Source organism: Bradyrhizobium sp. 192 (assembly GCF_023100965.1).
Classification (GTDB): Bacteria; Pseudomonadota; Alphaproteobacteria; order Rhizobiales; family Xanthobacteraceae; genus Bradyrhizobium; species Bradyrhizobium symbiodeficiens.
The window spans coordinates 877760-891517 of the sequence record NZ_CP064690.1; the positions used below are offsets into that span (position 1 = coordinate 877760).

General features: G+C 60.2%; 11 protein-coding genes. 6 read left to right on the forward strand and 5 right to left on the reverse strand.

Going from position 1 to position 13758, the window contains the following annotated elements; all coding sequences use genetic code 11:
• Window positions 1-57 precede the first annotated feature (57 nt).
• Window positions 58-432 (reverse strand): nuclear transport factor 2 family protein, encoded by a 375-nt coding sequence (locus IVB24_RS04110; RefSeq protein ID WP_094894613.1) that lies wholly within the window; start codon window positions 430-432, stop codon window positions 58-60.
• A 93-nt stretch (window positions 433-525) separates the two neighbouring features.
• On the opposite strand from IVB24_RS04110, the gene IVB24_RS04115 reads away from it, so the two are divergent.
• Both IVB24_RS04115 and IVB24_RS04120 read left to right on the forward strand, forming a co-directional pair.
• Window positions 526-954 carry a GFA family protein gene (locus IVB24_RS04115; RefSeq protein WP_094976226.1) on the forward strand — a complete coding sequence of 143 codons (429 nt, stop codon included), beginning with the start codon at window positions 526-528 and terminating at the stop codon, window positions 952-954.
• Window positions 955-1133: 179 nt separating this feature from the next.
• Window positions 1134-2957 carry a caspase family protein gene (locus IVB24_RS04120; protein WP_140481619.1) on the forward strand — a complete coding sequence of 608 codons (1824 nt, stop codon included), beginning with the start codon at window positions 1134-1136 and terminating at the stop codon, window positions 2955-2957.
• A gap of 34 nt (window positions 2958-2991) precedes the next feature.
• Here IVB24_RS04120 and IVB24_RS04125 read toward each other — a convergent pair whose 3' ends face one another.
• Together IVB24_RS04125 and IVB24_RS04130 are read right to left on the reverse strand one after the other, a co-directional pair.
• Window positions 2992-3684 carry a DUF1345 domain-containing protein gene (locus tag IVB24_RS04125; RefSeq protein ID WP_094976228.1) on the reverse strand — a complete coding sequence of 231 codons (693 nt, stop codon included), beginning with the start codon at window positions 3682-3684 and terminating at the stop codon, window positions 2992-2994.
• Window positions 3685-3692: 8 nt separating this feature from the next.
• On the reverse strand, window positions 3693-4616 hold the full coding sequence (locus tag IVB24_RS04130; RefSeq protein ID WP_247772127.1) for a polyprenyl synthetase family protein: 924 nt from the start codon (window positions 4614-4616) through the stop codon (window positions 3693-3695).
• A 161-nt stretch (window positions 4617-4777) separates the two neighbouring features.
• Between IVB24_RS04130 and mtgA the strand changes: the two genes are divergently transcribed.
• From mtgA to IVB24_RS04145, 3 genes are all read left to right on the forward strand, one after another.
• Window positions 4778-5452, forward strand: coding sequence for a monofunctional biosynthetic peptidoglycan transglycosylase (mtgA, locus tag IVB24_RS04135; protein ID WP_094976230.1), 675 nt, complete (start codon window positions 4778-4780; stop codon window positions 5450-5452).
• A gap of 168 nt (window positions 5453-5620) precedes the next feature.
• Window positions 5621-5803 (forward strand): 50S ribosomal protein L32, encoded by a 183-nt coding sequence (gene rpmF / locus IVB24_RS04140; RefSeq protein ID WP_007598106.1) that lies wholly within the window; start codon window positions 5621-5623, stop codon window positions 5801-5803.
• A 143-nt stretch (window positions 5804-5946) separates the two neighbouring features.
• Entirely contained in the window at window positions 5947-6600 is a 654-nt protein-coding gene (locus tag IVB24_RS04145) for a hypothetical protein (protein WP_247772128.1), read from the forward strand.
• A gap of 6 nt (window positions 6601-6606) precedes the next feature.
• Here IVB24_RS04145 and IVB24_RS04150 read toward each other — a convergent pair whose 3' ends face one another.
• Complete coding sequence (locus tag IVB24_RS04150; RefSeq protein WP_162308947.1) at window positions 6607-6867, reverse strand: hypothetical protein; 261 nt, start codon at window positions 6865-6867, stop codon at window positions 6607-6609.
• A gap of 221 nt (window positions 6868-7088) precedes the next feature.
• Here IVB24_RS04150 and IVB24_RS04155 point away from each other — a divergent pair, with 221 nt between their 5' ends.
• Complete coding sequence (locus tag IVB24_RS04155) at window positions 7089-8783, forward strand: GGDEF domain-containing phosphodiesterase (protein WP_247772129.1); 1695 nt, start codon at window positions 7089-7091, stop codon at window positions 8781-8783.
• A gap of 33 nt (window positions 8784-8816) precedes the next feature.
• Here IVB24_RS04155 and avs4 read toward each other — a convergent pair whose 3' ends face one another.
• Window positions 8817-13652, reverse strand: a complete 4836-nt coding sequence (gene avs4, locus IVB24_RS04160) for an AVAST type 4 anti-phage nuclease Avs4 (protein ID WP_247772130.1) — start codon at window positions 13650-13652, stop codon at window positions 8817-8819.
• Window positions 13653-13758 lie beyond the last annotated feature (106 nt).

Below are 13758 nucleotides of genomic sequence, written 5' to 3' on the forward strand. Positions count from 1 at the left end.
ACCACCCAGAATGGGCGCCGAGCGCGGCGGATATTGGGCAGCAGAAGTGCTGAGCCTTCACTCCCTCAAATCATAACGATACGACTTCGACACGATCTGCCAACCGTCCGCGAGCTTCATCGCGACCAGATAATCGGTGAAGAAACGCGGCGGCAGCTGACATCGCACCTTGATGAAGGCGGTCTTGTCGTCCGAACGGTCGATGGTGACGATGAAATCCTCGCGCGGCTTGCCCTCGGCCTTGGCGGAGGCGCGTTTGCGGACGCGGTCGAGCCAGTCGGGGACGGTCAGGACCTGGAGCTCGCCCTTCTCGACCCAGCGCAAGTCAGCGGAGGGATGGAAGATGGTGCCGAGCTTCTCGGCGTCGCCCTCGTAAAGCCCGTCGAAATAGGATTGCACGACGGCTTCGACACTCGAACGGTTCTGGCTCATGGGTCATCCTTTTGAATGATGGCTTGGGCGGAACTTAGTCGTACGCATCGAAATGCGCTATGGGTGTCTCGCTCATCGCGCGAGGGTGTTGGCATGACCGGATCAGAAAATTCGAACGTTCGTATCCTGATCGGCGAATGCTACTGCCGCACCGTGCGGTTCGAAGTGGTCGACGCGTTCTCCTATGCGATGAACTGCCACTGTTCGAACTGCCGTCGCACCACCGGCTCCGCGTTCAAGCCGTTCGCCGGCATCGCGCAGGACAAGCTCCGCATTGTCCGAGGTGGCGACCAGAGGATGATTTTCGGCGACGACACGACCCATGATGCCCATTGTGGGCGATGCGGCTCGCTGCTTTATTCCCGGGTGCGTGAAGGACAATGGGTCCATGTCGCCATGGGAACCCTGGTCGATGCCCCCTCGATCCGGCCAAGCGCCCACATCTTCGTGGCCTCGAAGGCGCCCTGGCACGACATAACGGACAATCTGCCGCAATATCGGGGGCATATCGGGGTTGTCTGAGGGAAACCGGTTTGCCCGCATCGGCCGGCGAACCGCGACCGCGCTGGTGCGACAAACTAAGGGGGCTCTCTGGTAGTTGCCGGCACAGCCTTCGTGACCTCCATCACAAGTGCCGGCACCAGATCCTGCTAAAGCGATCCCAAAGGGGCCCAGATGGCCCGAACTTCGGAAGTCGTGTCATGCGCAATCTGCTCAGACTTTGCCCGCTTCTCCTCGCTGCCGCGTTGCTGTTCGGCGCCGGGCCCGCTTTCGCCGGAAAGCGGGTCGCTCTGGTGCTCGCCAACTCGGCGTATCAGCACGCGCCGTCGCTCGCCAACCCCGTCAATGACGGTGCGGTGATGGCGAAGACACTGAAGGAAGCCGGTTTCGATGTCGTCGATTCCCGGCACGATTTGTCGGCGCAGGAGACGCGGCGCGTGCTGCGCGAGTTCGCCGACGCGACCCGAAGCGCCGACATCGCAGTGGTCTACTATGCCGGCCACGGCATCGAGGTCGAGGGCTCGAACTATCTGATTCCTGTCGACGCCAAGCTCGAGCGTGACACCGACGTCTATGACGAAGCGCTGTCCCTCGACCGCGTTCTGGTCGCGGTCGAGCCTGCCAAGCAGCTCCGCCTGGTGATCCTGGATGCCTGCCGCGACAATCCGTTCGGCAAGACCATGAAACGCACGGTGGCATCGCGCGGCATCGGCCGGGGCCTCGCCCAGGTCGAGCCGACCAGCCCCAACACCCTGATCGCCTATTCGGCCAAGGCCGGCTTCACGGCCCAGGACGGTGACGGTGCCAACAGCCCATTTACGGTCGCGTTGTCAAAGCATCTGGCGACGCCGGGTCTCGATGTTCGCCGTGCCTTCGGCTTCGTGCGTGATGACGTGCTCAAATCGACCGGCAACAAACAGGAACCGTTCGTCTACGGCTCGCTGGGCGGTGAGGACGTGCCGTTGGTGCCGGTCAAGGTAGCAGCTGCAGCTCCGGGGGCACCCGTGGCAAACCCGCAGGCCGATATCCGCCGCGACTACGAACTCGCGCTCCAGGTCGGCAACCGGGCGGCGTGGGCTGCCTTCCTCGCCCAGCATCCCGATGGCTTCTATGCGAGCCTTGCCAAGCTTCAGGTCGAGAAAATTGGTGCCGAGCAGGCCCATGCGGCTGCCACCGAGAAGGCGAAACAGGCCGAGGCAGAACGCGATCGTCTTGCCGCGCTTGGCGCGCAGAAGGATGCGCAGGTCAGGGCGGCGGCCGATGCGAAGGCCGCCGAGCAGGCGCAGCTCGCCGCGCAGAAGGCCAAGGAGCAGGCGCAGCAGCAGGCAGCTGCCGCCGAGCAGCAGCGCGTCAACCTCGCCGCCGCGGCGCCGGGCGCTGCGCCGACCAGCACGGTGAGCCCTGCCGGCACCAACGTCGCCTCCCTGACGCCGGCGACCGCGCCGGCCGATCTCAGCCGCTCTGTGCAGACCGAGCTCGGCCGCGTCGGCTGCTACTCCGGGCAGGCCGACGGCAACTGGAATACGCCCTCTCAGCGCTCGCTGTCGCAGTTCAACCGCTATGCCGGCACCAAGCTCGACGTGAAGGTGGCGAGCACGGACGCGTTGGATGCGGTCAAGGCCAAGCCGTCGCGGGTCTGCCCGCTGGTCTGCGAGCACGGTTTCAAGGCCGATGGCGACAAGTGCACGAAGATCGTCTGCCGTGAGGGCTATGCGGTCAACAACGATAATGAGTGCGAGAAGCAGCGCGCGGCCAAGCCGGCCAAGCCCGCAACGGCGAAGCGCGACGACGGTGATGAGCGTCCCGCCCGGCAGCGTCGTCAGGGCGGCGGCGCCGCTGGCACGGCGGGCGGCTATGGCGCCGCGGCCGGCATTGCTGCTGCAGCAGGTGCCAGCCGTCCCTCGGGTGGTGGCCAGATTTTCTGCAACAACACCGGCTGTCGCCCGGTCAACCGTGGTTGCCATCTCGAATATCGCGGCGGTGGCGGTCCCTCCAATGACGCCAATGCCGAGGTTTGCAACTGACACTGCAAGTCGTCCCGGCAGTGCCGGGACGATGTCAGTTCGAGATCGCGCTCGCCGCGATATTGACCGTCAGTGCGAGCAGGGCCGTGTTGTAGATGAACGACACGATCCCGTGCGCCGTGGCCGTGCGGCGGATCGTCTTGTCGGTGATGCCGACGTCGGAGACCTGCGCGGTCATGCCGATCACGAAAGAGAAATAGACGAAGTCCCAATAGTCGGCGTGGTCTTCCTTGTCGCTGCTCGGGAACTGAAGGCCGCCCGGCTTGGCGTTGCGATAATAATCGTGCGCGTAGTGCAGCGCGAAGGTGGTGTGTACGCCGGCCCACGACAGCGCGATGGTGCTGATCGCGATGGTCAGCTCCAGCACGCCCCGATGCGGTGTGCCGAGTTCGGAGACGATCGCGGCGATGCTGGCGAAGGCGCCGATCGCCGTCACCAGCAGGATCACGAAACGGCCGTCGTCCTGCATCGCGGCGGCGCGCCTGATGTGCTGGTGGTCGTTGCAAAGCATCATTGCGTAGACCAGCACGAGATAGACCGCGATCAGCGCATCCCACCCGAACAGGAGCCGTGTCACCAGCCGGTGCGAGCCCGGCAGCAGCAGGCAGACCAGGACACCAGCCGCGAGCGCGATGAAGGTCCGGGGCCGTGCATAGATCAGCCGGACCGGCCGCGACATCTTGCGGAAGCGGGCGAGGGCGGGATCTTCTTTGCCCCCGACCGCCATTGGTATCGTCAGTTCTTCCGCTCGGCGACGAAGCGCGCGGCGGCCTGCAGCACGGCGGCGTGATCGCCGAAGATCGAGACGGCGCTGTCGGCCCGCGCGAGCAAGTCGCGCACGCGCTGCTTGGCGCCTTCGATGCCGAGCTGGGTGACGAAAGTGGTCTTGCCGAGCGCCGCATCGGCGCCGGCCGGCTTACCGAGGGCCGCCGCGTCGCCCTCGACATCGAGCAAATCGTCGGCGATCTGGAAGGCTTCGCCGAGCGCGCGGCCGTAATCGTCGAGCGCCTGATATTCTTTCTGCGAGGCCTCGCCGAGGATCGCGCCGGCGATGCAGCCGTAGCGCAAGAGCGCACCGGTCTTCATTTGCTGAATGCGGGCGACGTCGATCGGCTCGTTGCCGCCAAAGCGGCCTTCGCCGGCGAGATCGAGGATCTGGCCGCCGACCATGCCGCCGATGCCGGCGCAGCGCGCCAGCGCGCGCGTCAGCAGCAGCCGCACATTGGCGTCGCGATGGATCTCGTCGCGGGTGACGATGTCGAAGGCGAGCGTCAACAGGCCGTCGCCGGCGAGGATCGCGGTGGCGTCATCGGTCTTCTTGTGCAGGGTCGGGCGGCCGCGGCGCAGGTCCGAATTGTCCATGGCCGGCAGATCGTCGTGGATCAGCGAATAGCAATGGATGCATTCCAGCGCGGCGCCGACCAGCAGCGCGGCTTCACGGGGGACACCGAACACAGCCGCGCTCTCGACCACCAGGAACGGTCGCAGGCGCTTGCCGCCGTTCAGGCTCGAATAGCGCATTGCGTCCATCAGTCGCTTGGGCCGGGCGATCTCATCGTGCAGGATGTCGTCCGACAGCAGGCGGCCGAGCAGGGCCTCGGTATCATCAGCGGTCTTGTCCAGACGTTTGGCGAAATCGGACGGGGACGTGCCGGTCATCAAGAAGGGCTCCAGAACTAAAATTCGGCGGGACAATCCTTTATGAGCCCGCCCCAGTCAATCGTTTGGAAGGCCTAAAAAGTGCTGGAAAAGGTCCGAATTATCACAGACTTAATGGCAGGATCCGTGGCCGCTTCTGGTTCGGGGCCGGAGAGGTCGATTTGCGCATCGTCAAATTCCTGCTGATAGCGCTCGCGGTCGTCATTCTCGCGCCCTATGTGATCGCGCCGTTCTACCGCATCGGCCATCCCGTTTCGACGCTGATGGCGTGGCGCTCGCTTCGCGGCGCGCCGATGCAGCGGGAATGGATCGATCTGGCGGCGATGTCGCCCGCACTTCCGCGATCGGTGATCGCAGCCGAGGACGCCCATTTCTGCAAGCATCATGGCATCGATTGGGGCGCGCTGCGCGAGGCGATCGACGACGCCCAGGAGGATGGTACGCCGTTCCGCGGCGCCTCTACGATCACCCAGCAAGTCGCGAAAAACCTGTTCCTCTGGCAGGGCCGGGACTTCGTCCGCAAGGCGCTCGAATTCCCGCTGGCGCTCTGGATCGACCTCGTCCTGCCCAAGCCGCGGATCCTGGAGATCTACCTCAACATCGCCGAGTTCGGTCCGCGGGGCCAATTCGGCGTCGAGGCGGGCAGCGCCTATGCCTTTGGCAAATCGGCCGCCGGCCTCTCCCCCCGCGAGGCGGCCCTTCTGGCCTCGATCCTCCCAAATCCGGTCAAACGCAGCGCCAAAACCCCCGGCCCGGGCGTCCGGCGGCTGGCAGGGACCTACGTGGCGAGGGCGCAGGCGAACTCGCTCGCGACCTGTTGGCGGGAAAATCGCTGATTTTGGGCCCTTTTCGGGCGCATTTTCCGGCCCAAGAGCCTAGCTTTGCGGCCAGCCTTCCTCTATAAGCGCGGCCTTGATCGGCATTCAGCTCGCCTCGGATTGCGGGTGCTGAGCCGTCCCTCGCGGACGATGCCCTGATAACACCAATCCCTAGAGGATGTAGAAATGGCTGTTCCGAGAAGAAAAACCTCGCCGTCGCGCCGTGGCATGCGCCGCTCGGCAGACGCCATCAAGAAGCCGACCTATGTGGAAGACAAGGACTCCGGTGAGCTCCGTCGTCCGCATCATCTCGACCTCAAGACCGGCATGTACAAGGGCCGTCAGGTCCTGAAGAAGAAAGAGTCCTGAGTTAAGGACCTTTCTCCGGGCAGGATCATTTCGCCTGCCTGATTTCGGCCAACCCATGAGATATGACAGTGGCGGCGGCGGAGCTAATGCTTCGCCGCCGCATTGTCCTGTCTGGATATCTTGATCGAGAAGGCCTTTCGCCGATGGTCGGTTTCCCGCTGCTTCTGATTCCGCTCGCGGTCTACAACATCATCGCCTTCCTGATGCCGACCGTGTCCTTCACGGATGTGCTGTTCAAGGTGCCGATGGTGTCAGGCGAGGCCTGGCCGGTCACGCTGGCCGACTTGATGCTGGCGCTCGGTATCGTGCTGCTGCTGCTCGAAGTGGTTAAGGGCGCGCGGCCCGGCTCGAAATTCCTGATGGATCATCTGTTGTCGCTGATCCTGTTCGGCGGGGCCGCGGCCGAATTCGTGATGTGGCCCAAATTCGGCAACTCGACCTATTTCCTCCTGGTGCTGCTCGCAATGGCCGATTTCCTCGGCGGCATTGCCCAGCGCACGCGCCGCCGCGTCACCTATGTCGCCGAGACAACCGTGCCGGCGCCGCGCAAGGCCAAGCGCCAGGTGGAAGCTCCGGCGGACGACGCCGTGGCCGAGCCCAAGTTCGAGCCGGTGTCCGCGCCGCTCGCAGCACCGGTGACGCCGCCCGCGCCCTCGGCACAGTCGGTCGCCGAATCCGTCTTGATGGACCCTCCCGCGCCGAAGCCGGTGCAGAGCGCGCCCTCGCCGGAAGTCCCCTCGCCGCATTTGCAGCCGGGCGACGGCACCTCTCCGTCCCCCGACACGCCGCCGCGCTGATTGATCTCAAACCACCTGCCGCGTGCGCGCGCTGACGCTTTGCAGCGGGCGCTTGCCGCCATAGGCCGTCTGCGCATCTTCGGAGGAGGCGCGGCGCAGCCGGTTCGCCTGGGGCAGATGTTCGGCATTGGCGATCAGCTGGGCGACGAAGCTCGGATCGGGACGCGGCAACGGCGTCTTGTAAACCCGTTGCAAAATCGGCAGGAGCGGCACCATGGCCGTGCCTGTGCCGTTCTCCGTCGCGTCCGATCGATCCGTACTCAACATCGCAATCACCGTTGATCCGGCAGAGCCTGTCGCGTTTCGGGACGCTGGCGCCGGGGGCGTGTCAGTACTCGCAAGGCCTATGCCGGACGGGCCGGTCTGGTTCCCCGGCCCGTAGAAACGTGGTTTCCAAATTGTTTATGAACTTTGCCTAGGGTTGGCGACGAATCTGGCTTTATCCTGTGTCAGCTCAGGACTTCCCGCTGTCCCGAAACGAGGCGACTTTGACCCCCGCATTACCGCAAGCCTCTGACATCCTGGCCGCCCTCGGCCAGGCCGTGTTCGCCTGGGATATCGGCAGTGATGCGATCGTCTGGGGTGATCAGGTCGCCAGCGTCTTTCCCGGCATTCCCGTCGAGCGACTGGCGACCGGCGCCGAATTTGCCAAGCTGATCGAACCCGCGCAAACGCTGCGGACCGCAGCGCTGGCGCAGACCTCCGCCGTGCACGGCGCCGACGGTACGCCCTACCGGGTCGAATACGGCGTGCGCATGAGCGCCTCCGATCCCGTGGTCTGGGTCGAAGAGACCGGCCGCTGGTTCGCCGGCCCCGACGGCCGCCCCACGCGTGCGATTGGCTCCGTTCGCATCAACAGTGAGCGCCATGCCCGCGACGAGGAGCTGACGAAGCTGGCCCGGCTCGATCCGCTGACCGGCGAGCTCAACCGCTCTCATCTGATTGCGGCGCTGGCCGAGGCGATCGAGGAGACCACCCGCTTCCGCTCGACCGCGGCCTTCATGCTTGTCGGCATCGACCATCTTGCCCGCGTCAACGATGCCTTCGGCTTCGACGTTGCCGACGCCGTGATCCTCGACATCGCCAAGCGCATCCGCTCGCGTCTGCGTGGCGGCGACGTGCTCGGCCGCTTTTCCGGCAACAAGTTCGGCCTGATCCTGAAGACCTGCACCGTCGACGACATGAACGTCGCCGCCGAGCGTTTCCTTGCCGGCATCCGCGATGAGGTGGTGCCGACCAAATCCGGCCCGGTCTCGGTCACCGCCTCGATCGGCGCGGTCAGCCTGCCGCGCTATGCCCGCAACGCCGACGAAGCCGTCAACCGCGCCCATGAGACGCTGGATGCCGCCAAGCGCCGCCGCGTCGGCTCGTTCGCGGCCTGGCGTCCGGATGCCACGCGCGACGCGCAGCGCCGCGTCAACATCCGCGTCACCGACGAGATCGTCACTGCGCTGAACGAGCGCCGCATCAAGCTCGCCTATGAGCCGGTGGTGTCGGTCGCCTCGCGCGAGCGCGCGTTCCACGAATGCCTGGTGCGGATGGACCAGGGCGACGGTCAGGTGCTGCTCGCGCCCGACATCGTGCCGGTCGCCGAACGGCTCGGCCTGATCCGCCTGGTCGATCACCGCGTGCTCGAGCTCGTGGTCGCCGAGCTCGCCGCCGCGCCCGACATCAGCCTCAGTCTCAATATCTCGCCTGATACCACCATGGATCCGGACTGGTGGGCGGGGATCGAGTCGCTGATGCTGGCCCATCCCGGGGTCGCCGAGCGGCTGATCGTCGAGATCACCGAGACGGTCGCGATCCAGGACATCGACGATGTCCGCGGCTTCGTCACGCGGCTGAAGAATTTCGGCAGCCGCATCGCCATCGACGATTTCGGCGCGGGCTACACCTCGTTCCGAAACCTGCGCAAGCTCGGCGTCGATATCGTGAAGATCGACGGTGCGTTCGTGCAGAACATCACACATTCCGCCGACGATCGCGCCTTCGTGCAGACCCTGATCGATCTCGCGCGACGCCTCGACATCAAGACCGTTGCCGAATGGGTGCAGGACGAGGAGGCCGCAAACATGCTGCGCGACTGGGGTTGCGACTATATCCAGGGCCGCCTGATTGGTCTGGCCTCGGCCAAACGGCCGTGGGGCACGCCGCCGGACAGCGTATTGCCTGCGGCGGGGTAAGGTATCTGAAAAGGTGTCGAAGCGGCCTGTCCGTTAGAGAATGTCTTCTCTCAGCAGATATGCCGTCGCGGAACCCTTCGCTAAGAGGAAGTTCAGAATAGTAAGAACCTGATGTTGAGTTTGAGGCGTCGTGCGGACCTTATGTCGGCTCTGGAGCAAGTAGTCGCGCATCAGATTCTCCAAATAATAGACCGTGTTGACTTCGAGCTCTCTCGAATCCAGGTCGGGCGTTCGTTCGATGATCCCAGAGATCCAGGAAATCCCATCATCAACAAAGCCGCCGCCGATTTCATTCAAGAATTTCGCGAGTGAATAGAGGGCTGCAGGGTGATCTCCAATTTCCTCAGCAACCCTCTTAAAAAAGGCTTTTTCCCGGACCTTAACCGACCGCCATTCTTTTATGCCTTTCTTCCAGTATGGCCACGCCAGCAGATAGTTATGCACGACCTCTGAGCCGTAAAGCCTTCCGGTCTTGTGTTCGCAGAGCTTCTTGATGGTCGGATAAAATAGCTCCCACGCCGTCCAGAACTGTTCGTACTGATTTTGTTTGTCTTCCGCGGAAACAAGTGAGCTCAACAGAGCGGCGGCCTCGCGAGAATCGCCGAAGTGCTCCAGGAAAGGTTGCAGGTATGCCCTGATATCTCCCTTATCGGATTGCAGCACAACGTTCGCTAGCTTGTCGAAGAAGCGATGCCGAAGAGTGTAGTCAAATCGATCCTCGCGGTCCCTTTCTAGCACTCGCTTAGCAAGAGCTTTACAGGCCGCTCGCGCAAAATCCTTGTGATCTTCCTCAGCGACAGGAAGAGGCAGTAACAAAAATCCAGCGGCGAGAACACTTGCATCTATTGTGTGTACCTGCGGCAAGTCAGCGAACGTTAGCTGATTACTCCAGACCTTCTCAAGCTCGCTTTTGCACTGCTTGGAGAGCTCTTGAAAAACCTCGGTTTGCGAGAAGTTGAAAGTACGGCTCTTCCACTTCTTCTCTCTAATGGCGCTGCGAATGCCATCCAGTTTCGGCTTCAAAAGAAGATAGCTCAGAAATAATGAATTTGCGTCTATCGGGCAGTCTCTCCACATTTCATTCAAGATCGCAAATGCCGCAAAGTCTGAAAACCTCTGCGACATTCCGGCCGGGCGTTCGTTGAATAGGCCAAACAACAGAAGCTCTTTTACGCGCAGTGCGTCTTTCGGAAACGGTTTCATCAAGGTGGGGAGGACGAGCACCGCCGCGCTCACGCCATCCGAAACCTGATACTGATATCTTTCGTCGAGCGATGCGGACGCATAGTCGAGGAGAACATCTTTACAGAATTCTCGTTCTGAGGCTTCGAGAGAGTCGAGTTCATCCCTCATCAGCACAGCGCAGACATAGGCAGGAACTGCTCTATAAAGCAGGGAGAACCGCCCATCCTCGTCTTCGTCTTCGTTCGCCTCCAGGCCTTTGATGATAATCTTTGTGTCAGCCAGGGCCTGTTTGTAGTCGCCTTCGTACTGAGGATACTTCGTGTACTCACTCTCGTTGCGCTCAAATCGATAGTGCGACCAAAGCTTCAATGGCGTGTATTTCATCGCCTCTGAGGTTCTTGCAACGGCTTCTTCGCTGTACTGTCTTAGCTCAGGATCAATCTCCGGATTGAAGCTGATAAGCACCTTGTCGTCTTTGGCCTCCGTAGAAATGTTCATCTTCCGTCGATCCATGCGCGCTAGGCACAGGCGCCAAGTCTTGTCGCCGTGAGTCTCGTCTTCTTTGGCTGGTAGACAGGCGTAATATTCGTCGAAGATATGCCAAATCGTCTGTTGCCTAGCCTTGACCTGTTCCTCTGTCTCATCGCCCGATCGAAACAGCTGATACTTGAGTGCAAGGTGCTCTAAGCTCGTTTTTCTATGCTCATCGTCGCATGTATTCAGGCGTTCGCTCGTAAAGATTCCATTCGGATCAGAGCTGATCCCGAACAGACTCTTTGCAGATAAGTCCAGCTGCATTCTCCCCATTTCGAAGAAGAACAACTCCTTGGTGCGAAATAGAATCTCGGCGACATTAAATAACTTGCTCGGTTCCGCAAGAACTATACTTGTCACAACGGCGGTGATCGATGCGGAGCGCGAGTTCTCTATGAGATACAAGCACCAGCCTTCCAAGATTTCCGGCTTAGCCATCTTGGCCTGGGCGAGCAGCCATCGTTCGAATGCCATATGGATCGATTCGATAAGTGTCGGTGCGACCTGGGTGCCTCGGTAGAGGTTCCAGATGCGGTTCGATACGAATTGCTTGATAGGCGGCTTGCCGTCGATATGTATTACGACCTCTTCCACCTCGGCCTTACCGAGGTCGGTCGTGGCAAAATAGTCGACTGCCCTATTGGTGAAACTGAGAATGAAGTCCGCTGTTTCCTTTGGGGCAGCCTGCAGCAAGTTCAATATCGGTGTTTGGAGAGCGCTAGCTGGATAGTAGTCCGAATGATTGCTAGCCAGATCGAAATACGATTCCATTTCGATATCGTGGCGACCGGAGTACCAGGCATTCTCTTCTTTGGGTGGAGTGTAAATCCAGTAGAAGTTCGCGAGTGCCAGCAGCTCAGTCGGCAAATGCTTGGCGATGATACCGGTCTCAGTCGCGTCTCCGAGCGCTGCGTGCGCTAACTCATAGTAGGTGGTCCTGCGGGTTGCGTCCCCATCCGAGACGATCCGACTGAAGATTGTCTTTAATTCGCCTGTGATCTCCGTAGCGCCGTTGAAGATGGTCCTTATTAGCTGTTCCTTCGTATCGTCGTTTGTACCGTACGGAAAGTGACCGTCACCTCTCGCCAGTTCCGTGTAATAGAATAGAGCCAACTGTGCCGCGTGTTTCGTTGTGGAGCCCTGCTTGTTATAGCGGTTCCAGTCGTCTAGCACGGGAAGAACGAGATTCATGTACGCCAAACCAAGCTCGCTTTTGTGCTCACTCAAAAACGCGATAACACTATGCCACCCAGCCCCCCTGGGCTTTGCGAATAGATGAGCCAGCGCATGGCTCCTCGCTCCGAAGACCTTGAGCAGATCGTGATCGATGTCCTTGCAGGCAATTCTCAATAAGAAGAGGACTTTCGTAAGCAACAAATCCTCATGCTTGCTGCGTACAGAGATCGACCGACTATATCGAGTGAAGCTCCCCTCCTCGATCGACTTGTCGGGCAGGCTGAGCAGCCTTGCACTCACGTAGCTTACGAAGACCTCCGCATAGGGAGAGAGCATCGCGGCCACGATAACTTCGTCTCTCCAATGACGCTCGACCTCGGCAGCATCGATGGTCGATTCGATGAGCCTCTTAGCGGCGTCATCATCGGAAAGGAGCTTCTCAGAAAGCCAGCTCCGAAATGCTCGCCGTATCGGCAGCGAGCTTCCTATGGCCTCGTAGAGTTTGTCGAATGTAAGCGACGCGTGGAAGGCCCGCTCGATTATTTTGTCGAGAGCCCACTCGGCGTAAATATCGTGAGCAACGAAATAGCCGCCGGCGCCGGCGTCGTATTTTATGATTTCATCCGCTTCCAACGGAGGAAGCACATCATCATAATTTTCGACAGATACAAAGAATCTGCCTGTCGTCGCTCGCTTCCGGGCAATCTCCAAAAAGCACTGCTCTCGTTTCCGATGAAAATTATGTCGCGTGTCGGAAGTTTTCGCGATGCGAGTGTTCCACATCGCCTCTCTGAATTCCGAGTAGTCGATCTTGGTGTGCCCTCGTGGATAGTCACGAAGATATTCATTCAGGTAGAACGGATTTTGGAGCAATTTGCGCAGGCGTTCGCTTTCCGGAAGTGCAAACTGGTAGTCTTTCGCAAACTGCGCTAGTACATCGGCTGTCAGGTTCTCGACCGTTAAAGGCTTGAACGAGACGCCATACACGTGGATGAGTGTGCGCTCCAAGTCTTCAAGGTAGCTGAGACGCGTTGTGAAAATGACTTTCCAGCCAGCTGATCTGAGAGTGGACAGAAGCTCCTGGAAAACCTCTGGGTGCTCTATCCCAGACAGTTCCTCGGCGGAATCTACTATGACGTACTTCTCGTCGGCTAAACTAAATTCCTGAATCAGGTCTGATACAGTGAAGTCACCGTAATCTTTGAAGAGTTGATTGACGTTTGCAAGCGCGGTGAATTCCGTCGCCTTGAACATGAACATCGGCGTGGTAGGGGCCAGTTGATGATGGAAGTCCTTCACAACTGCGGTCTTGCCGACGCCCCCCTCTCCGCAAACTATTACGACCGGCGATTGCAGGAGCGCTTCTTTGAGCCGAAGAACAAGCGGACTTCTATCAATCTTGATGACTGCGCCGTTCGAGGCGATTTCCGATTTTATAAGATTGAGAATGGCCTCGGTATGTCGCGCCAACTCTCGAATGAGATCGATTATGCTCTTTTCGTTAGTAAAGAAATATCGCGAAATATTTGCGTTTTCTTCGCATACGAATGGCTTTTCGAAATAATTGCGCGTTCTCCAAACGATGCTCACTCCCTTGGACCGTGCGTGGTCCTCGATTTCTGTCTTGTATGAGGGTTCCTTTGCTCCTTTTTTTCTGCTCTGGCCGAAGTCGGCGCTGACGTAGAAGTAAACCTGCGTCAGGCTCGGGTTCTGAAGCTTGGCGTCATCAATGGCCTTCTTGAGCGTTTCCGTCTGCCCAGAAAATTTTTCGACAAACTTCGCCTGCCAGCCGATAACTTCACTGCCAACGGTGATCGGATCTTCTTCAATGCCGGCTTGGTTGAAGTATCGCAGAGGCCCGATCGGCTGCTTGTGCTCTTTGGCAAACAAGAGTGAGCAGAACCATTCGAAGGCTTTTTCCTCCTTGCCGTTGAACTTGGAGCGGAAGGCCGCCCAATTTGGCTCGACTAGCATGATTAGAGGTTACTCCCGCCGAGAATGTTCTGCGAATTGACGCAACCTTTCGGCGTGCTTTTATGAGGCTCAGCCTCTCCCTGCGATATGCTGAGCGAGACCGCAC

Bases quoted from the DNA above. Each gene is read 5' to 3' on its own strand.
- IVB24_RS04110 (WP_094894613.1), bottom strand. From the start codon at position 432: ATGAGCCAGAACCGTTCGAGTGTCGAAGCCGTCGTGCAATCCTATTTC.
- IVB24_RS04115 (WP_094976226.1), top strand. From the start codon at position 526: ATGACCGGATCAGAAAATTCGAACGTTCGTATCCTGATCGGCGAATGC.
- IVB24_RS04120 (WP_140481619.1), top strand. From the start codon at position 1,134: ATGCGCAATCTGCTCAGACTTTGCCCGCTTCTCCTCGCTGCCGCGTTG.
- IVB24_RS04125 (WP_094976228.1), bottom strand. From the start codon at position 3,684: ATGGCGGTCGGGGGCAAAGAAGATCCCGCCCTCGCCCGCTTCCGCAAG.
- IVB24_RS04130 (WP_247772127.1), bottom strand. From the start codon at position 4,616: ATGACCGGCACGTCCCCGTCCGATTTCGCCAAACGTCTGGACAAGACC.
- rpmF (WP_007598106.1), top strand. From the start codon at position 5,621: ATGGCTGTTCCGAGAAGAAAAACCTCGCCGTCGCGCCGTGGCATGCGC.
- IVB24_RS04145 (WP_247772128.1), top strand. From the start codon at position 5,947: ATGGTCGGTTTCCCGCTGCTTCTGATTCCGCTCGCGGTCTACAACATC.
- IVB24_RS04150 (WP_162308947.1), bottom strand. From the start codon at position 6,867: ATGTTGAGTACGGATCGATCGGACGCGACGGAGAACGGCACAGGCACG.
- avs4 (WP_247772130.1), bottom strand. From the start codon at position 13,652: ATGCTAGTCGAGCCAAATTGGGCGGCCTTCCGCTCCAAGTTCAACGGC.